Below are 24,498 nucleotides of genomic sequence, written 5' to 3'. Positions count from 1 at the left end.
TGGCAAATGAACGTCAGGTGAAGATGAGCTGGGCCGCGTGGAAGTCGAAATGGCGCCCTGGGTAGCGGTAGACGTCTTCGAGCGTCATGTAATCGGAGAAGAACGGATCCCATCCCGGCGGGAAGTGCATGCCGCGGCGCAGGGAGTCGTCGGTTTCTCGGGCGAGTCGTTGTTGCAGCGCGGCGATGACCCGGTCGAGTTTGGCGCCCATCCTGACCCGGTTGTAAACCAGGGCGGCGGCACACGATCCGTAGTAGTTGACGTGATGAAACGGCGTGGTCGCGGCGTTGAGCACCCGGGCGTAGGTGACGCTGACGCGGTCAGGCAGTCGGCCCATCACCCGCACCAGGGGCAGCAGTCGCTGCACGACCATGTAGCCGAACACCATGTGGAACAGCAATTGCTCGTTGGTCCGACGGGTTCCGCGCGTCGGGGCGCCCCAGTCGTCGGGACCGGCGGCCGCCAGTAGCTGGTGAAACGTGACACGCGCGCGCTCCAGATCGGCAGCGATGGCGTCGCGGTCCATGCCCCGATCATGCGCCTACCGCGGCCCGTGTGGCCACGGCCGCGGCAGGTCGCGAACGGTCGGCTAGCAGCAGGATGCTGCGGCTTGATCTGACTCCTTGGATGCGCCGCCGCAGCACACATCACCGTCACCCTCACTGGATTCGTCGAGGTGCTGTGGGCTGGCGCCGAATGTGTCGGAGTCGGCCAGCACGGTGTAGACCTCCCATTTCTCCCCGGCCGGGCCGGTCACCCAGACCTTGTCCTGGGTGGCGAAGCAACAGGTGGTGCCGATCTCCTCGTCGGTGAACAGCCCCTCGCCGGTCAGCCGGGCGATCTCGGCATGGACGGCTTCCCTGGACTCCACCTCGACGCCGAGGTGGTTGATGGTGCCGCCCTTACCGGGGTTTTCCAGCAGCACCAGCTTCAGCGGCGGCTCGGTGACGGCGAAGTTGGCATAGCCCGGCTTCACCTTCGCCGGAGTGGTGTTGAACAGCTTGGAGTAGAACGTGATCGCCTCATCGAGATCATCAACATTGAGGGCGAGTTGAACACGGGACATAATCCGCCTCCTCTAGGGCTGAGACATACATCGAATTGACGCGTCGACCTCAGGATGCCACCTTTTTGATATATGTCAAGATTGGTGGCAGGATGGGGTCATGCCCAAAGCGCTGCCCGTGATCGACATGTCCGCGCCGGTATGCTGCGCCCCGGTAGCCGCGGGCCCGATCAGCGACGACGACGCCCTGGCGGTGGCGATGCGCCTGAAGGCGCTCGCCGACCCGATGCGGGTCAAAATCATGTCTCTACTGTTCAGTTCGCGCCCCGGCGAGGAGACCAGCGGGGAACTGGCCGGGGCGCTCGACTTGAGCGAATCCACCGTCAGCCACCACCTGGGCCAACTCCGCAAAGCCGGGCTGGTGATCTCCGACCGTCGCGGCATGAACGTCTTTCACCGCGTCAAACCCGAAGCGCTCCAAGCACTCTGCGTGGTGCTCGACCCCGACTGCTGCACTTAGCCGACAGGTGAGCTGGACACCGTCGCCGCGCGCGCGGGTCAGCTGGGATGCTCCGGAATGACCGCCCCACGGTGAGATGATCAGGTGATCTGTTCGTGAAGGGTGTCGAGTTGGCCGTAGAGCAGCTCGATCGTTGATTGTTGTTCTGCCACGGTGGCTTTGAGTGCGGCGATCTCTTTGTCTTTGGCGGCGAGCCGGTGGCGCAGCGCAGCGTCGATGCTGGTTTCGCGGCCGGCCGGTGCTGGCTGGCGGGCGGCGGGGCGGTCGCGGTACTGCTTGATGAGGGCCACCAGGTCGTCGTGTTTGTAGATGGTCTTGCGGGACACCTTGGCGCGGCGGGACACGGTGGAGAAGTTGATGTCGGCGTTGGTCTTGCGCAGGTAGGCGATCGCTTTTTCGACGGCACGCCGCTTCTCATCGCTGCGGCCGTCGCGGTATTCGGCCAGCGCATTCAGTGCTTTCTGGGTGGGTGGCGGCGGCTTGGGGCGACTCATCGCGGCGTGTCCGGGTCAGCCTTGCGCAACACTGATTCGTGGCTTCCGCGGGCAGCAGTCTGCATCGTGGGTGCCCGGTTGGCGGTACCCGCACCGGCGACGCTGTTTGCGCCGTCATCGGTCACGTCGTCGCGGTGGAGCCGGTCGAGGATGGCGTCCAGGGAGGCGATTTCGCGTCGACGCTCATGGATCCACACGTTGTCGTCGGTGAGCTCGCGCCCGGTGCGGGCACGGTACTGTTCGCGGCGGACGTCGATCAGTTTCAGGGTCCTGGCGCGTTGGTCGACCAGTTCGTCGAGGTGGGTGGCGTCGGTGGCGAAATGCCCGCATGACAAGCAGGCGTTGCCTTTGTCGCAGGTGGCTACCGGTGGCAGCAGGCATACCCCGTTGGGCAGCACCCGGTCGGTGCGGGCCGAGAGCTGGGTCATGTCGTAGATGTCGGACGGGCTGATGGTGATATCGGTGCCATGGGCGCCGATCTTTTTGTGCCGCAGGAACTCCGCTTCGGCGGTCGCTTGCAGGGTGGCGGCATAGCGCAGGGTCATCGCCGGGGAGGCGTGTCCGAGATAGCGCTGCACCACATGGATCGGGACGCCGTCGTTGAGCAGCTCGGTGGCCCGGGTGTGGCGCAGCCGGTGGGTCTGGGAGAACCGCAGCGGGTGGCCGGCGGTGTCGGTGAGACCGTGGATGTTGTCGAGCCGATTGAGGATCCGGCTGTAGGAGTCATAGCTGCGTGGTCGTTGGCCCTGGTGCTGGTAGCGCACCCCGAGGAACAGGTACTTCGTCTCCAAATCCGGGTAACGCCGCCGGATCCAGTCTTGCTGTTCGCTGATCACGTTGACCACGGCCTGCTCGACCAGAATGGTGGGCACCACCCCGTCGACTTTGGTCTGCTGGTAACGCAGTTTGGCCACGAACCCATCGGGAACGTCGGTGGCTCCCGCGGGGCGGTCATGCCCCGGGATCGGCTGCAGCGGGTCGAAATCGAGCATCAGAATCTCCGAGGCCCGGCGCCCGGTCAACGCTTGCAGCAGCCAGATCCGGGCCGCTTGCGGATCGCCGAGACCAGCCACGACCGAGATGGTGGAATCGGGATGGGTGATGACCACCGGTTTGCCCGCATCGGCGGCCAGCACGTCGAGATAGCACAGCATCCGCTGCAGCTCGGCGGTCGAAAACCAGGTCAGCTCCCGGCCGCCGGTAGGGCGTCGGCTGCGAAACGCCGCACCCCACAACCGGGTATGGGTGTCGGTCAACCGGCTCCAGCGAGGATCTCCGGTCGCTGCCGCGGCTTCCTCGGCATGGTCCACCATGAACGTGTAGAACATCTGAATCTTGGACTGGACGACCGCGATCGTCGCCGCCGACAGCGGACGCTCCGGTTTGGCCCGCGCGGCAGGTGATTTGAGGTATTCGGTGAACTCGGTGAACACCAGCCGCAGCGCCGCCCGGTCGGTGCTGATCACCGGATCATCGATCCCGCGTTCGACCAAGAATGGACCCAGATGGCGGGTGATGCCGCGGGTGCGGCCGATCACCGACGACCAGCGCAGCAGTTCAGCCGTCAAACAGGTGCGCAGCCAGAACCGCACCCCTTCACGCAGCCAGACCGGTTCGATCCCTCCGAGGCGGGCAACCTGGTCATGGCAGGGTTCGTGCTCACGCTGCGGGATGCGGGGATCAGCGTCCAGATCCCAGATGTCATGAGCCCACCATGGCCGGTCGGTGCAGCGGACCGACACGTACAGGTGCAGGTGCTCGATGAAACTGGCCACGTTGCGCCGAAACCCGGCCGAGGGCAGCCGACCGGTGCGGCGCTCGAACTCGCGTACCCCGTGACGCACGATGGCCTCGGCGCTCAGATCAGCGACACTGACCGGGTAACGCCGGTGCCGTTGGTGGTAGTCGGCGGCGGCGATGCTCAGTGCACCGCTGGTCCATTTCAGCAGCGACGGTTCGATCTTGCGACGTTCTTCGTGTCCACACAGCCACACCCACCACGCGAGCTCCTCGCACAACCGTTGCGGCACACCCTGCGGGGTGAAGTCGTGGCCGTCCGGGGTGGGCCGGTAGCGCGGGTTGCGCTGAAAGACCGTGTTGGCCGGGCCGGTATCCAGGTGATAGACCAGCCTGCGCCACTGCGGCGGCACTTGTTGCCACTGCTGTGTCCACCGATCCCCGGCGGCACCGCGCGTCGGTGGGGTATGCGCTGGTGCAGGACTGTCATTGCCCGTCACGGTTCACCTTCCACCCAGCGACATAGTTCTTCCATTCGGCCAGCGTGCGCATCTCGGCGTCGGCGGTCACCCACCCGTAGGTCGACAACGTGGTCTGCACGTCGGCGTGACCGAGACGACGCATCACCACATGCACATCCACCCCAGCCAGCAACAACGCGGTGGCGTGGGTGTGGCGCAGCCAGTGCGGCGTCCACTGCTCAGGCAGCACGCCGGTTCGGCGCGCGGTGATCAGATCCACCTTGTCGTAGATGGTTTCCGGTCGCAGCGGGGCATAGCGCACGCCTCGCACCAGGTTGACAAACACGAAACACGACGCCAGATCGCCGACCGTGACATCCGCGCCGGCGGCCACCAACTGCCACACGTACTCGGTGTAGAGGGCGACCAGATCGTCGCCGATGTAAATCCGGCGCGGGCCCGATTTCGCGCGCACCCCGTGCGGATGATCATCACGGCCCGCCACCATCACCGATGGGGTACCGCCACCGGCAATATCAAAATCACTGTGGCGCAACGACAACGCCTCACCGAGCCGCATCCCGGTTTCGGCCAACACCGCGAAGAACAACCGGTCACGCAGCCCCGCCCCGCCGCCCGACCATTCACCCGAGACCGTCTGGACACTGCACGCATCCAAGATGGCGTTGACCTGCACCGGCAGCAGCACCGGTGTTTCGGCGCGCTGCAGGCCGCGGAGCCGGTGAATCGGCCCGTCCTGCTCGCGTTTCGGGCCGACCCCGGCCAGAAACGGTGCATAGCGGCCCCGCCGGGACGTACGAGCATGACTGGCGTACAACCGCCGGTAGGGGCGCACCAGGTCATGGGCATTGGCGAAATACCGGTACATCGACAACACCGCCGCACTGCGCGGCAGCAGCGAGGATTCGGCCAATCTCTGCTCCGGTTCACCGATCCGGGCCACCCCAGGCAGATCCCCGGTGCGCAGATAAGCCAGGAACTGGCCAAACAGACTGGTGGGGAAGTCATCCCACGCGGCACCGGTACCCTCCAGCACCGTCCACCACGCCGCCAGCCCATAGGCATAGGCGCGCAGCGTGTTCGGTGAGCCCCCTTGGTTGCGCAGAAACGTCAGGTACTCGCGCGCCGGGGCCACGGGCAGCTTGTCGACGCCGACCACCGTGTAGGTGGGTGGCCGGTCCTCAAAGCGCACCCGCTGCACCTGTGCCACCGTCAGCCGCACCCCACCACATTCACGATGGCCTGCCCTTACGGAAATCGTCCAACCGGATCACCTGGGAGCCGCCATCGGCCGGTGGGGCCGCGGTGCGTCCATTGCCGACACTGGCCGCGACCGGATTATGCTCGGCCGCCGGCGCCGGCCGCTGCGTGGCCAAAAACCAATCCAGCACATCAGCGGGATAGATCATCGAATCCCGGGCGCTCAGCATCCGCACAGACGCGCCGCCGTAGCAGCGCTCCACCCACTTACGCAGCAGCCGGGGCCGCTCCGGGACGCGGTCAGCCCACCCCGGTTCCGTCATACCCCACGTGTGCCCGGTATCCGGGTTGATCCGTGAATGCAGCTGGGTGGTCAACATTTTCGCCCGATCCGGCGCGATCAGCCCCGAATCCCGCAGATGCATGATCAACGAACCCAACGACAGACCCCACTTGGCTTTGAGCGGCCGCAGATTCAACAGCGACAGCACCCGCGGCAACTCACCGGCGATGACCCCTGCCGGGGCCAACAACTCGGTCGCGAACCGGTTGGCCTCCAACTCGTCGGCGGCACTGACCGAGCAATAGGCGTGACTGTGCAACACCAAATGACCGAGCTCATGGGCGACCGTGAACCGGGTCCGCTCCCACGAGTCGCTATCCCTCAACACCAACAGCGGCCGGTCCCGCAACCGGCCCACCCAACTCGAATACCCCAAATGCCGCTCATCACGAGAACGCCCACCGGTAGCGGCGAACTCGCTTTCCCACTCACCGGCGACCCGGCGCCGGACAATCACCGGAGCACCCAGCCGCTCGGCCTCATACATCAAATCATCAAGCGGCTCATCGGGTTCCAGTCCCATCGCCTCACGCAGACGCGCCGCGGCCACCGTGATCGAACTATGTGCCAGCTCATCTGGACTGACCGTCGGAACCTTCACCGGAGGCAGCTTCGACCGACCATCGAGCTCACCGAGAAAATCGCCTGCCAACGACGCGAACGTCGCCAGAAACTCCTGCTCACCCAACGTCATCGACTTCGGCGCCCGAAACAGCAACTCGTTCGCGGTGATCCGTGTCCGCGGCTCCGAGCTGAAAAACGCTGCAGGAAACCGGAACAACCCCGCCAGCAACGCAACATCGCCGTCTTCGAGCCGCACCGTCAGCGACTTCTCAATCTGGGACTGCCGTGACGTACTCCAGCCTGTGGCTTCCACCACCGACCGTGCCGTCATCCGCCTCAACAACCGGGCCTGCCGGACCCGTGCACCAAAAACCTCAATCATCGTGCGCTCAATTCAACGTCACCGGGTTGGGAAACCCACATGCACCCAACACTGTGCACGATGGCTACGACGATTTCGGCGGACCGTCCTCCTCGTCCTGATCGCTCGCAGCGTCCTCGTCGACCTCGGCGAAGTCGTCGTCGCGGCGCCGTGTCCCGAAAGTCCCCGGTCCCGCGCCCTCCCGACGGCTCCCGCCGAGACCAACATTGAATGAGCGGTCCTCCATGATCGGCGGCGGCAACGGTGTCCGACCGTAAAGAACCTCCACATTGTCGAGGAGTAGTCCCGCCGCGAGGACCGCGCCGCCGAAAAACCCGCGACCGTCCGGCCACCACAACAGGTATTCCCGATACTTCTGCGGCTCGGGAATACCCTCTTCGCCACCGATCGGGTGACCCAGCACCTCCTCGATGCTGTACTGCTCCCCACCCGGCACAAACGGCACAGTCTCGATCAGCTGACCAGTCCGCCGATTGCGCGGATGCTTGCGCACATAAATCCGCGAGCCCTTCCCGTCGAGCAGAAGAACTCCCATCCCGTTGCCCGCCTTGACTTTTAGAGTCGAATCGGGAGTCTCCCGCCGTAACCGCGATAGCAGAAACGTTTCCAACACCGAGCACGACACCGTGATCGGTCGCACATTGCTGCCCTGATCGACAAAACGATCTGGGACTTCCGGATGCCGCGCAGCCAGATCCCCATGCGCCTCGCCCAAAACCTGAGCATGCTGCCGGACGAGTTCCTCCACCAACTGCTGAGGATCGTCGTGTAGTTCCATGGGGTAAATCTGTTGACTGAACTAAGATACGAATCATTGCAGGTCAGATAGGGCTTTGGTACGTTCCCGAGTCATGGGCGATCCGGATGGGGTGCGGAATCTTGCAGTGCTGGTGGTGCCCGATGTTGGCCGGCTTGAGGCGACCGGTGACCGCTGGGTGCCGTTTCGCATGCTTGACGCAAACGGGATTTCCATTGAACCAGTCGCGGCGTTTTTCGCCGAGTTGCAGGCCGCAGATCGGCGGCCTGGCACGATCCGCTCGTATGGTCACGATCTGTTGCGGTGGTGGAGGTTTCTAGCTGCGGTCGGGGTGGACTGGGACCGCGCGACATCGATCGAGGGCCGTGACTTCGCACGTTGGATGATGCTGGCCGACAAGCCCGTTCGTGTTCATTGGCGGCACCGTGACGGAAATAAGGCAGCTGCTCCCGCACCGTCCAGGCGTGACGGTGGAGTGAATGCTGTGACTGGCAAGCCGGAACCGTCGAGTCGTTACGCTTCGTCGACGAGAGTGCACGCTGAGGCGGTATTGCGCTCGTTCTACGACTTTCAGATCGAGTTGGGGCGGGGTCCGCTGGTCAATCCGTTCCCATTGGATCGTTCACGTCGGCCGGGACGGCGCAATGCTCACCGGAACCCGCTGGATGCGGTGTCTGGCGATCGGGCAGGTCGGTACCGTCCGCGACGACAGCGTCGGATACCGAAGAGCATTCCCGATGACCAGTTCAACCGATTGTTCGCAGATCTGCGCACGCATAGGGATCGTGCCCTGCTGGCGTTTTGGGTATCGACGGGCGCCCGTGCCGACGAACTGTTGTCGACCACACAATTCGATGTGGATCCGGGGCAACAACTGATCCGTGTGACGCGTAAGGGATCTCGGGCGGTGCAATGGCTTCCCGCGTCACAGGATGCGTTCGTGTGGCTGCGCCTGTATCAGGAACAGGTGTGGAAGCGGGGCGCACCTCGCGGCAAGTCGCATCCGTTGTGGCTGACCTTGCGCCGGCCGTGGCGGCCCGTGTCGTATCCGGCGGCCCGGGCGATGTTCTCTCGTACGCAGGATGCGCTGGGGTCGAATTGGACCATTCACGATCTGCGGCATACGGCCGCGACCCGGATGAGCAATGACCCTGAAATGTCGATCACGGACGTGCAGTGGGTACTGGGCCACGCTCACCTGACGACCACGCAGATCTACACCACACCCACAGAGGAGGACGTGGTCGCGCGAACGCTGGCCCATCAGCGCCGCGTCGCCGCACAACCCAGTGACGTGGCGCCTCCGGCGGCGGGGTATCACCAACAGTCGCTCGACGTGCTCTTCAGCCGCGGAGCGACCCGATGAAAACTCCGTCGCGTCCCGACGTGGTGACTGCCGCTGTGCCGCCAGGCGTGAAACCAACGGGTTGGCAGGTTTCGGGGCGCGGTGAGTATGCCCAAGACATGCTGCGGCGCTTTCCGGCCCGTATCGCTGCACCCTGCCCCGATCTCGGCGCAGCATCCATCGATGAGGTGTTGATGCGAATCAGCGTGGCCGGCCGGGCCGCAATGCCGTTGACTCCCAAACAAGTCCGTGGTGCCACAGGCCTGTTGCGCTGGCTCGCGTCCCTATCAGGTGACACCTGGCAGCAACGATGGATAACAAGCGGAGCCGAGGAACGCGAGGCGGACTGGATCACTGAGCCTGCATTGTGGCTCGGTGCTCACACCAGACGCGTCGGCGCGTCAGCACTTAAGGCCGGCTTTCTGGTCTTGGTCGCAGCAGAAGTCTTGTCTCCCAGCTTGATGTTCTTTTCGTCACGCAAACGCGACCCTGACTTGACCGACATCATGACTGCTCGCCGCGATCCGGGCGGTTTCGCTGCCATTGAGGCGGCTACGGATTCCGATCTGTGGGGCTCGCAGCCGGGCAGACTGGCTCGATGGCAGATCGCTGCCATCCTCGCCGCCAAAGGCGGCGGGATCACCGACATCACGGTTGGCGACTGTGTACAGCTGCGCCAGGTCGAAATTAGCTTGTGCCTCACTGGATCACGCCGATACCTGTTCTATGCGATTCTGCGATCGGCCGGGGTGTTCACCGGCGGCGCACCCGCCACTCTGCGCAGAATCACCTCCTATGGAGGACAACTCACACCCGAACAGCTCATCGATCGCTATCACGTGGAGAACGGCAGAATCCGCGACCTGTTGGTGGACTACCTAACCGAACGCCAACCCGCGCTGGACTACACCAGTTTGGAGGGGTTGGCCCGCTATCTCGGTTCGAATTTCTGGCGTGACCTCGAAATTCACCATCCCGGGATCGAGTCGTTGAAATTGAGTCCTGAAGTCGCCTCGGCATGGAAAGAACGGCTGCGCACCAAAACAACTCGCCGACAGCTACCCGACGGAACCGTCACCGAGACGGTCGCACCGCGCGGCAACTACATCCCGATCCTGCACCAGGTGCGTGCCTTCTACCTTGACCTTGCTCAGTGGGCCACCGAAGACCCCGCTCGCTGGGCACCGTGGGCCGTCCCGAGTCCCATCAGCGCCACCGAGGTGCTATTGAAGAAGACCTTCGCCCGGCGCAAGGCTCGTATCGACCAGCGCACGCGGGATCTACGTCCATTCCTGCCGACGATCGTTGATGCCGCCGCACAACGGGCCCAAGACGCTCGAGTACGGCTTGAGGCAGCGTTGGCCACCGACGACGACACATTCACCGTGTGTGGTGAGACGTTCACAAGAGCGGTTCTATCGAGTCGCCGCGGCACACGCCGGCAGCGCACCGCCGCCGTCGACGCCTCGGGCCGCAAACGGCATCTGCTCAGGGAGGAGAACCGCGCGTTCTGGGGCTGGGCGGCTGTGGAGTTTCTGCGCCACACAGGAGTTCGAATCGAAGAGATGCTCGAAACAAGCCACCACAGCATCACCCAGTATCAGCTACCCAAGACGGGTGAGATCATCCCGCTGTTGCATATCGCCCCATCGAAAACCGACCAGGAACGTCTCCTGGTCGTGAGTCCCGAATTGGCCGATGTACTGGCCACGATCATTACCCGGGTCCGGGGCGACTCTGAGTCGATACCGCTGGTGCCGTTCTACGACGAACACGAGCGAGTATGGGAACCACCTTCTCCCTTGCTCTTTCAATGGAACGATGTTGGCCACCGCTCCGCCTTGTCTACCGCGACGATCCGGACAGCCATCAAAGAAGCGTTCGAGGCCACCGACGTCAAAGACGCCGACGGGCAACCCCTCTATTTCCGGCCCCACGACTTCCGGCGAATCTTTACCACCGACGCGATCCTGAACGGGATGCCACCACATATCGCCCAACTTCTACTGGGGCACAAGGACATCAACACCACCATGGGATACAAGACCATCTATCCCCAGGAAGCAATCAACGGCCACCGCGCGTTCATCGCACGGCGCCGAGCGCTGCGCCCCGGCGAGGAATACCGCACCCCGACCGACGCCGAATGGGACGAATTCCTCGGGCATTTCGAACGTCGCAAGCTCGCCCTTGGGGACTGCGGCCGCGCCTACGGGACCAGTTGTCAACACGAGCACAGCTGCATCCGCTGCCCAGTGCTTCGGGTCGATCCGGCGCAGCGGTCCCGCCTGGAGACCATCCGCGACAATCTCAGCGACCGGGTCGCTGAAGCCGAGGAAGCAGGATGGCTCGGAGAAGCCGATGGGCTACGCACGAGCCTGGCTGCCGCCGAAGAGAAACTCGCCGAGCTCGACCACCGCGCACGCCAGCAAGCGACCGTATTCCTCGCGACACCGTCATTGCCGGAGATGACCGCCCGAACCGCAGCAGATCTGCGTTCGGAGGAGTTCGCACTGGGACGCTCCCGAGAGTTCACCCTTCGCCCCTGACGAGCTGACGAGCGGCATCTGGCGCTTACCTGTGAAGCATCTCAAGGCCGTGTCTGGCCCGAACCGACTGCCGGTGGTGGATATCAGTGGCAGAATGAGCCGTGTTTTTGCACGATATCCATTGGTAGTCGAAGTGAGGCAAGCCAACAAAATGAGCCACGACGACAATGTTCGGAAGCTGGCAGCAAAGTTCAGGGCTGACCACAGATATGCCAACTTCGGGCCGATCTTGCAGTCCATTGAGATTCACGGCTTTCGGGGCGTTGCCGATCTTACTATCGAATTTCAATCACCTATTACCGCGTTGTCAGGATTGAATGGAACAGGAAAGAGCACTATTGCCCGGCTTGCAAGTTGCGCATACCGAAAAGCGGTCACTGCGGCACTTGCAAGATTTTACGTGAAGGATTTCTTCCCTGTATCGGCGGCCGACCCATCACCATTCAGCGACGATGCAAGGGTATTTTATTCATATTGCGTAGAGCGCGGGGCGGAGCCGCAAAAAGTAACGGTTAGCAGGAAGGCTAGAGAATGGTCTGGCTACAAACGACAGCCTGAAAGAGCGTGTTACTACATCGGCTTTACCCAGTTCATACCTAAGGTCGAACGCCGTGACTTGTCTATATACGGTGGCCACCGTATCCAATTGGGCGCGTCACGTGAACTACCAAACGATGCGGCCAATAACGTAGCCACGATACTCGGATTACCATACGATGAGCTGGGCTTCACCGAGGTTACCCATTCCAACCGAACCGCAGAGTTGGCGATGGCAACTCGAAACGGGAAACGGTACTCAGAGAATCATATGGGCTTCGGCGAAGGGCGTGTCGTCTATATGGTCAACACAATGGAAGGCGCTCCGACGCAGAGCCTGTTTGTTCTTGAAGAGCCTGAGACCTCGCTCCATGGCGAGGCTCAACGCCGCCTCGCCAGATACCTAGTTGACGTGGCGGGCCGTCGCGGTCACCAGATCATACTAACGACTCACAGTTCTGCGATTCTGATGGAACTTGGGCGCGATTCAGTCGTATACCTGAAACGACAACCGGATGGTCTCATTGACGCAGCGACCGGGCTGAGCACCTATCAGATAGACGCATATTTGCATGGTGATGCACGGGACAATGAAAGAGCGATCGTTTGCGTAGAGGATGAATTTTCCCGTCGCCTCACAATTGAGATAATCCGTAGTTGCGCTAGCGACTTTCTCTCAGGGGTCCAGGTTCTGGGCGTTGGAGATGCGCAAAACATACCATCGGCCGTTTCACTTTTGCGAAAAGCGGGCATTAGAGCAGTCGGACTGTATGACGGCGATATCAAAATAGGCGATTTGAAGGATCTCAAACCCTTCGTGGCAAGCCTACCAGGTGGTGTCGCGCCCGAGATATTGGTTTTTGGCTGCGCCGAGGTGGAAGAGCATTTCAAAGTCAATCACCGCATCAGTATCGCAGAGGTGATCAGCAGCGTTGACGACCATCACGACTATATCCGCGCAGTGGCTAAGAAATTAATGCTCGACGAGACCTACATTGCCACGGAGGTATGCCGCGTCTACGCTTCCACCCGCGATGCGACCGAATTTACTTCGACCGGAGAATTCCTTCGAGAAACATTGAGTGACCGCCGGTAACGGGTTCGACACCGAGTAACGCTACGACTACGCTAGATCGCTTTTCGCGATCGCCCAAATCGAAATTTCAGCATTGGCCATGCGTGGGGCCAATGTTAGTTCAGAAAAAACATTTACCCCGGTATCCCACACTCAACCTCGCGCCACGCCGCTGCCGGTCGGCAAAATTTTGGCTGCTCATACCTAATAGGTTACATGTATGCGTGGATAAAACTGCACTTCAACGCACCTTTAAGGCGTGTTTTGAGAATTTAACGCCTGATAAGAGCAGTTCACGAACTTCGTCGAGCACATGCGTATGCGGCGGGCACGTTTCGGCGGCGCTGTGGAATGCGTCGAAATCCTTGGGCCGCGCAGCAACGAAGTGCCGCACACTCGACACGTCACACAGAGTCCCGTCGACATCGACGATGACCGCGTCGGTCATCCCACGCCCACCGGGGTAAGGGCGTTGATGGGTACCTTGGTCGCGCGCTTCTCACCATGGGCGTCGATGTATTCGACCGTCGCCCGCGACCGTGACAGCGCGACGATCTCGGCGGGAAGATCGACGCCGCGAACATGGATTCGGACCTGACCGCCGACGTGAAGGTTACTCATATCGTGTCGCCTCGATTGCTTGAAGGACGGGGTCTATCCAGTAGCCCTGTCTGATCTTGAATGCCCACTGCCGATCGTCGATAGCCAGCACCGTCGCCGCACGCAGCGCGTGCTCGGCGGGGATCTGGAAGCGGTTGATAATCGCGTTGGCGATCCGCTTCGACTCGTACGGGGCGGTGTCCTGGGCAACTTTCGCGTGCTCGGCTGCGGTGCTCATTGTTGCGGTCCAATTTGGATCGGATCGGTGGGAGCATCCATCGATCCGATCTCGATCTCCGGGCGGACGAGGGGATCAGGCGCACGGTGCCGTCCTCGGTGGGAGCTGTGAGCAGCTACGTCACCGGAACTGTGTCGGCCAGTGCCGCTGCGATTGGGGCCCATGCGTTCAGTTCCTCCAGCTCGCGACGAAACGATGCTCTCTCCATCGCCGTAGGCCCACTCCCCTGGCGGGATCGGTGATCGGACTCGACGAGCTATCCGATGAGGGGCTCATGGCAGCCGCCGCATCGTTCTTCGGAATCCTCTACCTGGCTGTCGAACACAACTTTGGGGAAATCACCGCTGTCGTAGGTACGTTCGTTCATGTGGTCGACGCCGACAACTTTGGCAAGATCGGCAAGCAGCGACTCAGTGGACGCCGTGGACTCCGGATCGAACCTGCCCCAGGTGATCACTTTGTCGCGCATGCAAGTTGGACACAGATTCTCGGCCTGGAACGTGTAGCCGACGATGTCGGTGCTCGCCACAGCTCAGCCCACCGTCCGGGTGATGAGGCGATCCGCGGCGACGGTGACATTGATCTGATCGTTGTAGACGACCACCTTGTCTCCATCGATGCGCTCCACCGATTCCACGACCGCCAACTCATATTGCGCCATGCCTCGGGCCGAGACGATCGCTTCTGCCCGGTTCCGGTCGTCAGCGCCGAACGGCTGCCACGTCCATGGGTGCGATGACGGATCGTTCAAGAGTGGGGCGAGGTCAATGGGGTCGCCTTCACGAAGGTCGATCGGTTTTACCTGTTCGGTCTGGGACATTGCTGCTCCCTTTGTCATTGGTTCGTTCTGTGATCCCCAAGCGGGACCTGATCGCATGCTCGCACCCTTGAAACAGCCGTTCCGGCTCGGGCGCGGGTCTACACCGCTGTTCCTCCCGGCGTGTACTCGCCGACAGTGAAGACGTGTCCCTGGTCATCCATGGCTTCCTCAGGCTGCCAACCAATTTCGGCGTCGTGGTTGTCGTCGGGGTGTTCCCGATGTGACCACCAACCGCCGGTCGGGCAGGAGATCCAGACGCACACATGCACCCTGCGCCCTTGCTCGGCGCACGTTTTGCACATTCCCTGGAAGCGGAGTTCACTCCGCACGTTCTCCGGCATCGCGGGCCACTCGTCCATCGGTTTCTCCACTGCGATGATGCGGCGCTGAGTCGTTGCGCCGCAAACCAATTCCCTGTGGCGGCTAATCGACCACCGATGCGGTAATCTTGCCGTCGCCGTCGAGCAATTCGCCCCAGTAGGTGTTTCCGTTCAGCACCTGGTCAACGTCGAATCGCATAGCCTCAGCAGCTGTTTCCGTGCCAGTTGGGTAGTGGTCAAGGTTAGGTTCGTACTCGTAGGTGATGACTATCTTGGCCATGCTCACTCCTTAGCTTTACCAATAGCCTCGCGCTGCTGCCCTCGTGCTGCAGCGCAATTCCTTGCAGCTCCTCTATCCGGTGGTCGGTAGCGCCGTAGCCCCACGCAGCGATGAAGCAGTCATCGCTGCGTAAGTCCCGACGACAAGTGCAGCAGCAATAGGCTGGGATACCAACGCCACCGATCCGACACGCCGACTTGACTCGCGATGACTGTCTCGACTACCGAGGACAGCTCCAATGCGCCGTACCAGTCCGCCGACCACGCGGCGTTGGCTTCCACGATTCGCCAGCCGGGCTCCCCGAACCAGGGATCCGAGCACCAGCCGACGTCGATCACCACGGCCGGCGGAACAGGGACATGACACGTCACCAGTGCCTCTTCCAGCCACAGGACTGCCGCCGTTGCCCGCACCGGATCATCGAGATCCAGCCAGTCCTCCCGTGCCCGGTCCGGAAAGTAGCTGGCTCGTGCGACGACCCGGCCGTCACGCACCCAGCAACGGACCTCGGAGTCGAAATGCACCGGAGTCTGCAGCTGCACTGGCTCACCGTCCGGTAGCCGGCTCAGATCTGTGAGAAGTTCATCGAGTGAACGCAGCTGCGCCGGAAACGAATCGTGCTTGGTTTCAGGGAGCTTGGCGAATACTGTCCCGCCGTAGATGACAGGCGGTGTCTGCCGCAGCGCACCAGCTTCCGACGTCACGATCTCGCGTCCGGTCAGTTCAGTCGGCAGATAATCCAGCCAACGGGGCCCGGCCGAGGACAGCTGCAGGTGGCGGTGCCGTACCGTTGCGGCCGCAGCCCATCCGCCCGGGCACCACAGCACAGCCTCAGCATCGGCTCCGGCCGCGGTGTCTAGCCCAAAGTCCAGGCGCACATCGGCCCACGGCGCCAAGTCTTCGGCGCGCCAGGTCTGATGCGTCACCAGAATTAGTCGGGGACGTGACATTTGCACTGCGGCCATGCGGTCCTCTCTAAAGTGGAGAGATGATGCTATGGGTTCGGTTCGGATCACCCGGTGCGCGGCGCGTCACCAGGCATGGCCGCGAAGGGTATGCAGTTCAGCTGAGCTGCCCTACGTCAGGTCGAGTAGTCGTTGTCGATGGTTCCGTCCGGCAGACAGACGACGACAGGGACTTTGTTGGCCCTGGCATAGTCAACGGTGTACCAAGTTCCGCTGTGCGGACGGCGCGGCCCGTCTGGCGTTGCGATCAACAACTCGCAAGCGTCCACAATGTCGCGGTTCCGGGCGTGGTACGGCTTGGCCCTGAGCGCGTGAATCCCGCCCCGCGTGAGCAGCTTGGACAGCGGCACCATCAGTTTCTCATCGGTCGGTGGGTGCAGCCAGATCGCCGGTATATCGAGGTCTACCGCGCACAAGTGCGAGGCGTAGTCGCTCCCCTCGCAGCAGCCGTGATGCAGTTCCGTGGCGTCGAACAGGTTGCGTCGGATGAACCGCTCCTGCTCGTCGGTGGGATCGCGCCGGGTCCCGGTGAATCCGAGAATCATGGTGCCCCTTTCAGGCCGATGAACTCTGCGTCATGCCTTCGTGCACCTGCGGGTAGGTGACTGGCCACCATCCGCCCACGTCCACGCCCCGCCCAGAATCAACCGATCGCCGAAGGCGTTGAGCAGTTCGTCGCCGTCGTCGACAGTTTCATCGGCATTTCGGTGCTTCAACATGGTTGTCATTGCCTCCCTTTCGTGAGACTTCACTGTTTAGGCTGATCGGCACGGGTCCCACTTTCCGCCAGCTCGGGGCCCCGGACGCAATGGTGACCCGGCCATGGACCGGAGGCGGGCAGGCGCGAAGCGCGGGCCCGTGTGCGTCATCTTGGCGGGGGTTGAGCGCCGCGGGGTGTCCGCGTTGTTGCTGCGCCGGCTCGACGTCGACCAGGTAGAGGTAGCCAGCGGCATCTACTGCTTGGAGCACCATGGTGTCCCCCTTTTCTGGATTGGTTCGGTTATCTGTCCAGGGCTTTGCGGTGGATGGTCTCGACGCTCTTGGTGACAGTGGCCGTCAGGCGTTCAGGAACAACCACGCCGGCGCCGTCGAGCAGGTCCAGGGCCTTGGCGAGGGCGTTGCGGGCGTGGGCCTCGGTGAGGGCTGGATCGTGGGCCTGCCGCATGAACTTTCGGGCCTGGTCGATCTTGCGGAGCTCCTGGGGCGATAGTTTGTGGCCGTTGTGGCTGATGCCGCGGCGGGCCTTGTTGCGGGCGTTGTCGTCTGCGAAGTCGAACGCTCGGCGCGCGGCGTTGGCAGCGTTGACGAATGCAGTGATCAGTACGGGATCGGTGGGAACGATTTCAGTGCGAAGGGTTTGGGCGGCGCCAAGGGCTGTGTAGAAGGTGGCGGTGGCCGGCTCGTTGACGTCGCCCAGCAGGGGTCGAGTGAAGTACACCGATTCGGGATCGGTCTCGAATCCCATGAGGGCGTCCTGGGTTTCGGCCAGTACGTCGAGGCCTCGCTGCCACATTTCGATCTGGTCGGCGCGGCGGGCCTGCTGCACACGCTTGTCGGCGCGGCGTTTAGTCAGGTGCCGCCACGCGAACAACATCACCATGGCGAGCGCGACGACCGCGACGGCGATGACGGCCACGAGGACGACGGCCGACCAGTCAGCGGGCGCGTCGGGTGTCGCGGGCGGCGCGGCCGGGGGCGGGGAACTGGAGCTGTCGGGGTCGGTGAAGGTCTCGCCGATGGTGCTGGCCGACTTGATAAACGTCGGAAGCACGCTCGTGAGCACAATCAGGACAGCGACGCCCATGATGAGGGCTTTGTATTCGCGCATCAGTTCGTGCCTTTCGTTACCGGATCTGCAGATCTGGGTTCGCAGTCCTTGCAGCGGGGAGCGTGCCCGTGTTTGTACGGTTCTCCACAACCCCGGCACGTGTGGGTGTCGTAGTTGCAGTCACTGCAGCACCGGTAACAGCCCTCGTCAGCTACGTGGCCACATCCGTTGCCGGACACGGATTCCGACACTTCAGACGGGTTCGACAGTGGATGCTGAGCCGTGCCACGGTTCCGTGACTCCCTTGCTAAATGGTTGGCGAACTCCAAGATCGCAACACGATCTTCAGCCGTGACATCAGCGGGCAACAGGCACGCGGTCGCAGCCGCGGCGTAGTCCGGGTGCGCGTGGGCGGGGTCGGAAGTCCAACCCCACATCTTCGGTGGCGCCTGGCCCTCGAATGATGGTCGATACCATGTGGTCCCGTTGTCGTCGGTGCGCGCTGGGTTCTGGTCAGCGACCGTCAGCGTCCGTCTCTCGGCGGCCGCGGGTGTTGTCATGAGCCGTGCTGGGGGATCACCAGCCGAGTCCATCGGCTGGTCGAGCAGGACCGATCGGCATATCCCACACAGCCACTCGCGGTACAGTCCGCTGAACTTCAGTGGCTCGAACTCCCCGTGGTCCTGACCGTCGCAGGCGTCGCACACGCTCATCGGTTGGTCTCCTGGGCGATCCGGCGGCGTTCGGCGATCTCACCGAGAACCTTGTGCGCCAGTGCGATAGCGCCGTTCCCGTACCGGTGTTCGACGAACCCGACGGCCGTGTCGCCGTTGCGGGCATGCGTCCACCGGTAGGTGTTGATCGAGTCGGGCTGCTCACCACCGCTGGTCGTGCGGGCGATGGCCACATCGGCGATCAGTTCACTGTTCACGGCGATGTCGACGTACATACTCATCGGGACACCGCCGCCGTCAGCTGTCCCTCACCGGGGCACGGCTGTTCGTCAACCACGTGCCCGGAGATGATCCACCGCTTGTCCGGCTGAGACCCGCACCAGGCAGGATGCCACTCCTCGCAGACGGGACACATTCCCAAGGCTTGCTCATAGTGAGACAGATGCCAGTGCGGACCGTCAGGGCACCGGTACGGGTGCAGCGAGTCGAATCGACGACCGCTGGACTCGACCGCGGCCTTGACCTCGTCAGCGCCCATCACGGCCAGGTCTCGGGTCGAATACCGGCGCTTGCGGGCAAACCGGCACTCTGATTGGCCCATCGGGCCACCTCCGGCGCCCCGCGTGTGCGCCGTCATCGTGGCCACCTCCGATGTCGTTGCCGTCCGCTCCCCTGGTTCGGTAGTCCCGCGGCCCTTGTCGAGCCACCGAACTCCCTCGCGCCGCGTGTGGCGAGCTGGTCGGCGAGCTCATTGCCTTCGTGCCCTGCGTGGCCTTTCAACCAACGCCAGTCCACCGTGTGCTGCGCGGCGACGGTATCCAGGCGCCGCCAGAGATCTGCGTTCTTCACCGGCTGGCCTGTAGATGTCTTCCACCCCTTGCGTTTCCAGCCGGAGATCCAGCTTGTGATGCCCTGGCGCACGTATTGGCTGTCGGTCCACAGCTGAATGGGACGCGCCGCGGTGATCGCTTCAAGCGCCACGATCGCGGCCAACAACTCCATGCGGTTGTTGGTGGTCGCCTTCTCTCCGCCGTAGAGGTGCTTCTCGTGTTCACCGAAACGCAGCACTACACCCCAACCGCCCGGCCCCGGATTCCCATGACAGGCGCCGTCGGTGTAGATGGTGATGGTCTCAGGGACATCCATTGGTCAACCGTTTCACGGGATCTCAAAAGCACAGCCTCGGATGCAGGACACGCCGATCGGCTCCGCAGAGGCTGCAGTGCACAGCGCGGTCAGGTGCCACCACGCGGAAACTGGCCAGCCATCAGCGGGCCAGCTGTTGCGCGAGGAACTCAAAGAAGTGCATCGCGTCGCCGTTCTTGAAGTCGATCTCGACCAGCTGCTTCTTGATCTGCTCCTGCTCGGCGGGACTGGTGTTCTTCGCCGTGTCGATGACCACGGAGAGCGGGATCGAGTTCCAGCCCCAGTCAAGCCCTTCGACATCGAAGCGGTGCTCGACGTAGAGCCCCTTCTCCTCGACGAAGGTGTCGAGCCAACTGTTGAATCCGGTCATGATCAGTCCTCGACTACGGTCGCGGTGACGTCGCCCCCGGCGAACTCGATCAGCTCGTGCACGTCGACGTTGTCGATGTCGAACTGCATCGCCTCGGCGGCGGTCGTCGCTCCCGGGTAGTGGGCGAGATCGGGGTTGTAGCGGATGTCGATGCGGATCCGGGGCATGATCAGTTCTCCAGTTTCTGCAGGTCGTTTGAACGCGACGAGCACCTGTTCGCCGCGGAAGTCGTCGGTAATCAGGAGGTGGGGCTCATCAGCGCCCGGAGGGAAGCGCGGATCCGTACGCGGCCGCGGGTCACGAACCTCGTCCACGGTTCCGGTGTGCAGGTCGCCGCCGGGCCAGGGCGTGAACTGGACGCGGTCACCGGGACTGAATGGAGGCATGGTCAGTTCTCCCGCTCGAGCTCGTCGGCGTACACGTGCAGGATCGAACCAGTGGTTTCGGACCTGACTTCGAACATGCGGAGGTTGCAGTAGTTTCCGCTGGGGAGAGTTCACGCAGCACCTCGACGCGCCCCACAGCGGCCAGTACACGCGGGTAGCCCTCGCAAGGAGTGAAGTTGGACAGACGTCGGGCGCTTCCGGGCCAGGGATCAAACCGGACTCGGTCCCCGCGCCTGAACCTCAGCACCGCTCAGTTCTCCGTCCGGATGCCGAACACCCACGTGCCGGCGTCGGACTCGTCCTCGAAGACCGCGGTGACACCGACGACCACCTTTGCCGCATCGCCGTTGACCAGGTCTTCGATCTCACGCGCATAGTTCCCGCGGTTGGGTGCCGTGTACGAGCTGTGGTACTGGTAGGCGGTCCAAGGGCCGGCGGTGAACGCGTGCCGGCCGTGCTCGTCGGCGGTGTCGGGCACCTCGTAGGACGATCCGATGTCGGAGACGTACGACCTGCAACCGCGGCTCTCCGCGACCGCGAATCCGTCGCCGTCACGGGTGATGATCAGGTCGAATTCGTCTGGGTGTAGGTCGTCGATGCGGTCGTGCAGCTGCTCGCGGGTCAGGCTCATGTACGGGGTCCTCTCGTAGCGGTCGCTGGCAGCACACCAGTCATGCAGCTGGGCTGGAGAATGAGACGCGGCGGCACGCCGCGAGTCGGCGCGCCGTGCCAGGTTCAGGCGGCTCCGTCGTTGAATACGGACCAGCGACTCTCGGCGTCATCGAGCGCGGATCGGTACTGGGCCTCGTCCGAGTAGGCGTAGGTGGTGATGAACCCTTGACCGTCCTCGGCCACCACCCAGTAGTCGTTCTCCGGGAAGTCGGAGACGGACGCCCCAGCCTCGGCCAGCAGGTCACTGTGCTGGCTGCTCAGCTCCTGACGGGTCAGCTCGCCTAACCCGGTGTAGTGCAGCCCCCAAGTAGTCACGTCACCGAACGACTCCCCCGTTCCGTCAAGGGTGAGCTGGTAGAGCACTTCGTCTCGGGGGCACGCAAACTTGCTCATCGGTCGTCCTTCCCTGTCAGTGTGGTGCCGAATCGCGCTAAGGCCGCAAGTCCCGGCGCTGCGAAGGGGCGGCGCACAGGTTGCCCTTCGCCGTCGCTGTTTCTCGTCCAGGGCGCGGGCAATCAGTCGTAGGCGACGTGGTCGCGGTCTGACCCAAAATCGCAGCTGCCGTCTTCGTTGATGTGGAAGCTCACTCCACGCGAGTCGAGCTCGAATGGCTGGCCACAGTCGCCACAGGATCCGGCCAAAGAGTTAGTCGGAAAATCGCTCATGTCCGGCAGCATCTCGCCGGGCGGCGGCATCGCATGTGCGCGGCGCGGTGAGGTTTTGCAGCCGCGGGGTTCTGCCTATCGGATCACGAAGCACGCGAGGGACAGCTCACTCGCAGCCTTGGGAGGACGTGACAAGAGTCGGCGCGAAGTCCTGTTGAAGGCGCCAGCCCCAATCGCAGCGGATTAGCTTCCTCGGTCACAGCTGCCGCTCCGGACAGACCACATGCTTCTCCGCGCCACGTGGGAATACATCCCCGCCGCGATGTCACGCTGCGGACAACTCCCGTGGAAAGGAAGTCGAATGCCCCAAACTCTCAGCGGCACGCCAAAACAAGCCGACTACGCCCGTCGAGCCCTGTCCCTGTATACCGAACGAGCCGTACCAAGACCCACAGTCCTCGATGAGAATGAGGAGTGCGTGAATCGCCCTGGTTTTGCCGGAGGCTCGGGCTATTGGATTGCGACCAGTGGTTGGTCGGTCCGTTGTGCATCGTAGAACGTGGCTTCGTACTCGGCGGGTGCGACGTCGTTGAGGTAGCCGTGTAAGCGGTTGGTGTTGTGCCAGTAGACCTACCCGAGGGTGGCCAGCTCGACGTCCTCGACGGTCTTCCACGGCCCGCTGCGGGCGGGGCCGTAGATCAACTCGGCCTTGTAGTAGCCGTTCACTGTCTCCGCGAGGGCGTTGTCGAAGCTGTCCCCGATCGATCCTATAGAGGGGATCGCGCCGATCTCAGCGAGCCGTTCGCCGTAGCGGATAGAGGTGAACTGGGATCCGGCATCGGAGTGACATGTCAAGCCCGACAGCAGGTTTCCGCGTGACCAACGCGCCATCTCCAACGCGTCGAGGACCATCGAGGTCCGCATATGACTGGCCACCCGCCAGCCCACGATCATCCGGGAGTAGGCATCGACGATGAAACACACATACGCCACGCCGGCCCAGGTCGGCACGAATGTCAGATCCGTCACCCAAAGCTGGTTCGGCGCCGTCGCAGTGAACTTGCGTTTCACCAGATCGGGGTGCCGCGCGGCGCTGGCATCTGGTTTGGTGGTCTTGACCCGTTTGCCGCGCCGTGCCCCGCAGATGCCGGCGGCCCGCATGAGGCGGGCGACCTGATCGCGCCCGACGTCGTGGCCGGCCCGACCGGCGGCTTTCCACAGCTTGCGGGCCCCGTAGACGCGGTAGTTGTCCTCCCACAGCGTCACCAAGACCGGACCCAGTTCGGCGTCACGTCGCGCGCGTGCCGACAGACCGCGGGACTTGGTGTCGTAGTAGGTGCTCGGGGCCATCACCACGCCTGCTGATCGCAGGACGCTGATGATGGGCTCGACCCCGAACTCCTCCCGCTGGGCGTCGATGAAGTCGACTATTTCTTGTGTTGGCGGTCGAGCTCCGCGCCGAAAAAACTAGCGGCGCGTTTCAGTATTTCGTTGGCACGCTTGAGTTCTCGGTTTTCCTGCTCAAGCTCTTTGATCCGCGCCGACTCCGCGGTGGACAATCCTGGAGCGTATCCGTCATCGATGTCTGCCTGACGCACCCAGGAACGCACCGACTCCACTCCGTAGCCGAGCTGACGTGCCACCCGCGACACCGTGCCCTGCTCGGTACCCAACTCGGCACGAAGGGTCCGGACCATCCGCACCGCGGCGGCCTTCTCCTCCGGGCTGTAACGACGCGCCGTGGGCTTCCCGGCACACTGTTCCTTCGGCATACCTGCATCCTCGTTTCCAAGGTCAGGAGCCTCCGGGATTTCCAGGGCGATTCAGCGTGACTTTCAATGGCGGTTGGTTGCACGCAATCGCAGTCGATGAGGACGTGTTTGCGCCCGAGTTTGTTACTGAACTGCACGACAAATCGGTCGGTGACTCGATACACCTCACACCGGAGCAGCTCGACGAGATCGCTCCCTCAGCCGAGTTAGATCCCGCTGTGGCCGGTCCTGCATTCCTCCACGAAGAGCACTTGGAATCCGATTGGGTCATCGACGACGAGAGCCTCCTGCTCTACATCGAAATCCAGGACGTCTACTTCACCGTCACCAGTGAGGGTCTCATCACACGTTGCTCCGATGTAGCCGACGTAGATACCCTCGTCACCGACGCCGGCGCCAGCTGCATCATTCGTGCTGTTCACCACCCACGTGACGCATATGGCGCTCTTTGGACACCGCTGTGGGATGCGTTCGAGCTGCTCGAATCCGACGACTTTAACCCCGATGACATCCTCGATGCCCGAGAAAACCTCCTTGAGGACAAAGGTGTTGAGTTCGGGGAGCCCTACCCGCAGCATCCCAGTGGCACCTACTGGGATGGGGTCAACGCTGCTGAGAATGCGCTCACCTCGGCTGAACGAAACGCGCACTTTCCCAGGTCATGCAGCCACGGAGATGAGTATGTCGCGATCGCTGCGCGAGATCTGATCGGCACCGTCCCCGACTGGACTTGGGACGCCTACGAACTCATCGCCCGCCCGTACGCACAGGCCACCGGCCGCAAGCTTCACCCCGACGATCCAGACTGGCCTTCGAAGCGCTGATTTCCTGTCAGAGCAAAAGCAGCAACGCCCCCAAAATCGGGCGACCACACAGCCGTTGACGAAACCA

At 62.9% G+C, this 24,498-nt stretch carries 30 protein-coding genes, 1 pseudogene and 1 other annotated feature; of the genes and pseudogenes, 5 read left to right on the top strand and 26 right to left on the bottom strand.

Features of this window, described 5'->3' with window-relative positions:
* Window positions 1–13: 13 nt before the first annotated feature.
* Window positions 14–526, bottom strand: coding sequence for a DinB family protein (locus tag ACNQR1_RS17840; RefSeq protein WP_047036716.1), 513 nt, complete (start codon window positions 524–526; stop codon window positions 14–16).
* A gap of 63 nt (window positions 527–589) precedes the next feature.
* Window positions 590–1,066 (bottom strand): ArsI/CadI family heavy metal resistance metalloenzyme, encoded by a 477-nt coding sequence (locus ACNQR1_RS17835; protein ID WP_036432603.1) that lies wholly within the window; start codon window positions 1,064–1,066, stop codon window positions 590–592.
* A 100-nt stretch (window positions 1,067–1,166) separates the two neighbouring features.
* Here ACNQR1_RS17835 and ACNQR1_RS17830 point away from each other — a divergent pair, with 100 nt between their 5' ends.
* Window positions 1,167–1,526 (top strand): Rv2640c family ArsR-like transcriptional regulator, encoded by a 360-nt coding sequence (locus tag ACNQR1_RS17830; RefSeq protein ID WP_036432606.1) that lies wholly within the window; start codon window positions 1,167–1,169, stop codon window positions 1,524–1,526.
* Window positions 1,527–1,606: 80 nt separating this feature from the next.
* On the opposite strand, the gene ACNQR1_RS17825 is transcribed toward ACNQR1_RS17830, so the two are convergent.
* The 5 genes from ACNQR1_RS17825 to ACNQR1_RS17805 all read right to left on the bottom strand — a co-directional run bounded on the left by ACNQR1_RS17825 (window position 1,607) and on the right by ACNQR1_RS17805 (window position 7,506).
* Entirely contained in the window at window positions 1,607–2,020 is a 414-nt protein-coding gene (locus ACNQR1_RS17825) for a DUF6262 family protein (protein ID WP_036432609.1), read from the bottom strand.
* A complete protein-coding gene (locus ACNQR1_RS17820; protein WP_072279042.1) occupies window positions 2,017–4,257 on the bottom strand; it encodes a tyrosine-type recombinase/integrase in 2,241 nt (746 codons plus the stop codon). The genes ACNQR1_RS17825 and ACNQR1_RS17820 overlap by 4 nt, the downstream gene beginning before the upstream one ends.
* On the bottom strand, window positions 4,244–5,449 hold the full coding sequence (locus ACNQR1_RS17815) for a tyrosine-type recombinase/integrase (protein WP_047036869.1): 1,206 nt from the start codon (window positions 5,447–5,449) through the stop codon (window positions 4,244–4,246). Before ACNQR1_RS17815 ends, ACNQR1_RS17820 begins: the two co-directional genes overlap by 14 nt.
* A gap of 22 nt (window positions 5,450–5,471) precedes the next feature.
* Window positions 5,472–6,728 carry an ImmA/IrrE family metallo-endopeptidase gene (locus ACNQR1_RS17810; protein WP_076112076.1) on the bottom strand — a complete coding sequence of 419 codons (1,257 nt, stop codon included), beginning with the start codon at window positions 6,726–6,728 and terminating at the stop codon, window positions 5,472–5,474.
* 64 nt (window positions 6,729–6,792) lie between these two features.
* The gene (locus tag ACNQR1_RS17805; RefSeq protein ID WP_049234150.1) at window positions 6,793–7,506 is read right to left on the bottom strand and encodes a hypothetical protein; all 714 of its coding nucleotides are present in this window, start codon (window positions 7,504–7,506) and stop codon (window positions 6,793–6,795) included.
* Between the two features lie 73 nt (window positions 7,507–7,579).
* Here ACNQR1_RS17805 and ACNQR1_RS17800 point away from each other — a divergent pair, with 73 nt between their 5' ends.
* From ACNQR1_RS17800 to ACNQR1_RS17790, 3 genes are all read left to right on the top strand, one after another.
* Window positions 7,580–8,851, top strand: a complete 1,272-nt coding sequence (locus tag ACNQR1_RS17800; RefSeq protein ID WP_033711450.1) for a tyrosine-type recombinase/integrase — start codon at window positions 7,580–7,582, stop codon at window positions 8,849–8,851.
* Window positions 8,848–11,379: a tyrosine-type recombinase/integrase gene (locus tag ACNQR1_RS17795; protein ID WP_205626389.1), complete on the top strand. Its 2,532-nt coding sequence runs from the start codon at window positions 8,848–8,850 to the stop codon at window positions 11,377–11,379. The genes ACNQR1_RS17800 and ACNQR1_RS17795 overlap by 4 nt, the downstream gene beginning before the upstream one ends.
* Window positions 11,380–11,530: 151 nt before the next feature.
* Window positions 11,531–13,012: an ATP-dependent nuclease gene (locus tag ACNQR1_RS17790; RefSeq protein WP_073914419.1), complete on the top strand. Its 1,482-nt coding sequence runs from the start codon at window positions 11,531–11,533 to the stop codon at window positions 13,010–13,012.
* A 220-nt stretch (window positions 13,013–13,232) separates the two neighbouring features.
* On the opposite strand, the gene ACNQR1_RS17785 is transcribed toward ACNQR1_RS17790, so the two are convergent.
* The 19 genes and pseudogenes from ACNQR1_RS17785 to ACNQR1_RS17695 all read right to left on the bottom strand — a co-directional run bounded on the left by ACNQR1_RS17785 (window position 13,233) and on the right by ACNQR1_RS17695 (window position 23,607).
* On the bottom strand, window positions 13,233–13,439 hold the full coding sequence (locus ACNQR1_RS17785) for a hypothetical protein (RefSeq protein WP_081396702.1): 207 nt from the start codon (window positions 13,437–13,439) through the stop codon (window positions 13,233–13,235).
* A complete protein-coding gene (locus ACNQR1_RS17780; RefSeq protein WP_165588890.1) occupies window positions 13,436–13,612 on the bottom strand; it encodes a hypothetical protein in 177 nt (58 codons plus the stop codon). The genes ACNQR1_RS17785 and ACNQR1_RS17780 overlap by 4 nt, the downstream gene beginning before the upstream one ends.
* Window positions 13,605–13,829 carry a hypothetical protein gene (locus tag ACNQR1_RS17775; protein ID WP_047036719.1) on the bottom strand — a complete coding sequence of 75 codons (225 nt, stop codon included), beginning with the start codon at window positions 13,827–13,829 and terminating at the stop codon, window positions 13,605–13,607. Before ACNQR1_RS17775 ends, ACNQR1_RS17780 begins: the two co-directional genes overlap by 8 nt.
* A 256-nt stretch (window positions 13,830–14,085) precedes the next feature.
* Window positions 14,086–14,358: a hypothetical protein gene (locus tag ACNQR1_RS17770; RefSeq protein WP_047036720.1), complete on the bottom strand. Its 273-nt coding sequence runs from the start codon at window positions 14,356–14,358 to the stop codon at window positions 14,086–14,088.
* A 3-nt stretch (window positions 14,359–14,361) separates the two neighbouring features.
* Window positions 14,362–14,649: a hypothetical protein gene (locus ACNQR1_RS17765; RefSeq protein ID WP_418047417.1), complete on the bottom strand. Its 288-nt coding sequence runs from the start codon at window positions 14,647–14,649 to the stop codon at window positions 14,362–14,364.
* A 98-nt stretch (window positions 14,650–14,747) separates the two neighbouring features.
* The gene (locus ACNQR1_RS17760; RefSeq protein WP_131721855.1) at window positions 14,748–15,008 is read right to left on the bottom strand and encodes a hypothetical protein; all 261 of its coding nucleotides are present in this window, start codon (window positions 15,006–15,008) and stop codon (window positions 14,748–14,750) included.
* 64 nt (window positions 15,009–15,072) lie between these two features.
* Window positions 15,073–15,249 (bottom strand): hypothetical protein, encoded by a 177-nt coding sequence (locus tag ACNQR1_RS17755; RefSeq protein ID WP_165588891.1) that lies wholly within the window; start codon window positions 15,247–15,249, stop codon window positions 15,073–15,075.
* Between the two features lie 119 nt (window positions 15,250–15,368).
* On the bottom strand, window positions 15,369–16,214 hold the full coding sequence (locus ACNQR1_RS17750) for an ATP-grasp domain-containing protein (RefSeq protein ID WP_418047416.1): 846 nt from the start codon (window positions 16,212–16,214) through the stop codon (window positions 15,369–15,371).
* A 116-nt stretch (window positions 16,215–16,330) separates the two neighbouring features.
* Window positions 16,331–16,759 (bottom strand): hypothetical protein, encoded by a 429-nt coding sequence (locus ACNQR1_RS17745; protein ID WP_052773206.1) that lies wholly within the window; start codon window positions 16,757–16,759, stop codon window positions 16,331–16,333.
* Between the two features lie 30 nt (window positions 16,760–16,789).
* Window positions 16,790–16,942, bottom strand: a complete 153-nt coding sequence (locus ACNQR1_RS17740; protein WP_165588892.1) for a hypothetical protein — start codon at window positions 16,940–16,942, stop codon at window positions 16,790–16,792.
* 272 nt (window positions 16,943–17,214) lie between these two features.
* Window positions 17,215–18,042, bottom strand: coding sequence for a hypothetical protein (locus ACNQR1_RS17735; protein ID WP_047036725.1), 828 nt, complete (start codon window positions 18,040–18,042; stop codon window positions 17,215–17,217).
* A 649-nt stretch (window positions 18,043–18,691) separates the two neighbouring features.
* The gene (locus ACNQR1_RS17730; RefSeq protein WP_131721856.1) at window positions 18,692–18,937 is read right to left on the bottom strand and encodes a hypothetical protein; all 246 of its coding nucleotides are present in this window, start codon (window positions 18,935–18,937) and stop codon (window positions 18,692–18,694) included.
* Window positions 18,934–19,257, bottom strand: coding sequence for a hypothetical protein (locus ACNQR1_RS17725; protein ID WP_131721857.1), 324 nt, complete (start codon window positions 19,255–19,257; stop codon window positions 18,934–18,936). Before ACNQR1_RS17725 ends, ACNQR1_RS17730 begins: the two co-directional genes overlap by 4 nt.
* Window positions 19,258–19,289: 32 nt before the next feature.
* Window positions 19,290–19,802: a ribonuclease HI gene (rnhA, locus tag ACNQR1_RS17720; protein WP_047036728.1), complete on the bottom strand. Its 513-nt coding sequence runs from the start codon at window positions 19,800–19,802 to the stop codon at window positions 19,290–19,292.
* Window positions 19,803–19,923: 121 nt separating this feature from the next.
* Window positions 19,924–20,172 (bottom strand): hypothetical protein, encoded by a 249-nt coding sequence (locus ACNQR1_RS17715; protein ID WP_047036730.1) that lies wholly within the window; start codon window positions 20,170–20,172, stop codon window positions 19,924–19,926.
* A gap of 2 nt (window positions 20,173–20,174) precedes the next feature.
* Window positions 20,175–20,558 carry a hypothetical protein gene (locus ACNQR1_RS17710; protein WP_047036732.1) on the bottom strand — a complete coding sequence of 128 codons (384 nt, stop codon included), beginning with the start codon at window positions 20,556–20,558 and terminating at the stop codon, window positions 20,175–20,177.
* Window positions 20,559–20,808: 250 nt separating this feature from the next.
* Window positions 20,809–21,189: a hypothetical protein gene (locus ACNQR1_RS17705; RefSeq protein ID WP_047036735.1), complete on the bottom strand. Its 381-nt coding sequence runs from the start codon at window positions 21,187–21,189 to the stop codon at window positions 20,809–20,811.
* A gap of 104 nt (window positions 21,190–21,293) precedes the next feature.
* Complete coding sequence (locus tag ACNQR1_RS17700; protein ID WP_047036736.1) at window positions 21,294–21,623, bottom strand: hypothetical protein; 330 nt, start codon at window positions 21,621–21,623, stop codon at window positions 21,294–21,296.
* A gap of 722 nt (window positions 21,624–22,345) precedes the next feature.
* Window positions 22,346–23,607: pseudogene (locus tag ACNQR1_RS17695) on the bottom strand (IS3 family transposase).
* Window positions 23,177–23,308 (bottom strand) — a sequence feature (AL1L pseudoknot). Its footprint overlaps the pseudogene before it by 132 nt.
* 56 nt (window positions 23,608–23,663) lie before the next feature.
* Here ACNQR1_RS17695 and ACNQR1_RS17690 point away from each other — a divergent pair.
* On the top strand, window positions 23,664–24,431 hold the full coding sequence (locus ACNQR1_RS17690; RefSeq protein WP_047036739.1) for a hypothetical protein: 768 nt from the start codon (window positions 23,664–23,666) through the stop codon (window positions 24,429–24,431).
* Window positions 24,432–24,498: the final 67 nt, after the last annotated feature.

The sequence above is a fragment of the Mycobacterium sp. 48b genome (assembly GCF_048282725.1).
GTDB lineage: Bacteria > Actinomycetota > Actinomycetes > Mycobacteriales > Mycobacteriaceae > Mycobacterium.
Note: the sequence above shows the minus strand (reverse complement) of the source record. Positions and strands in the feature narration are given on the sequence as shown.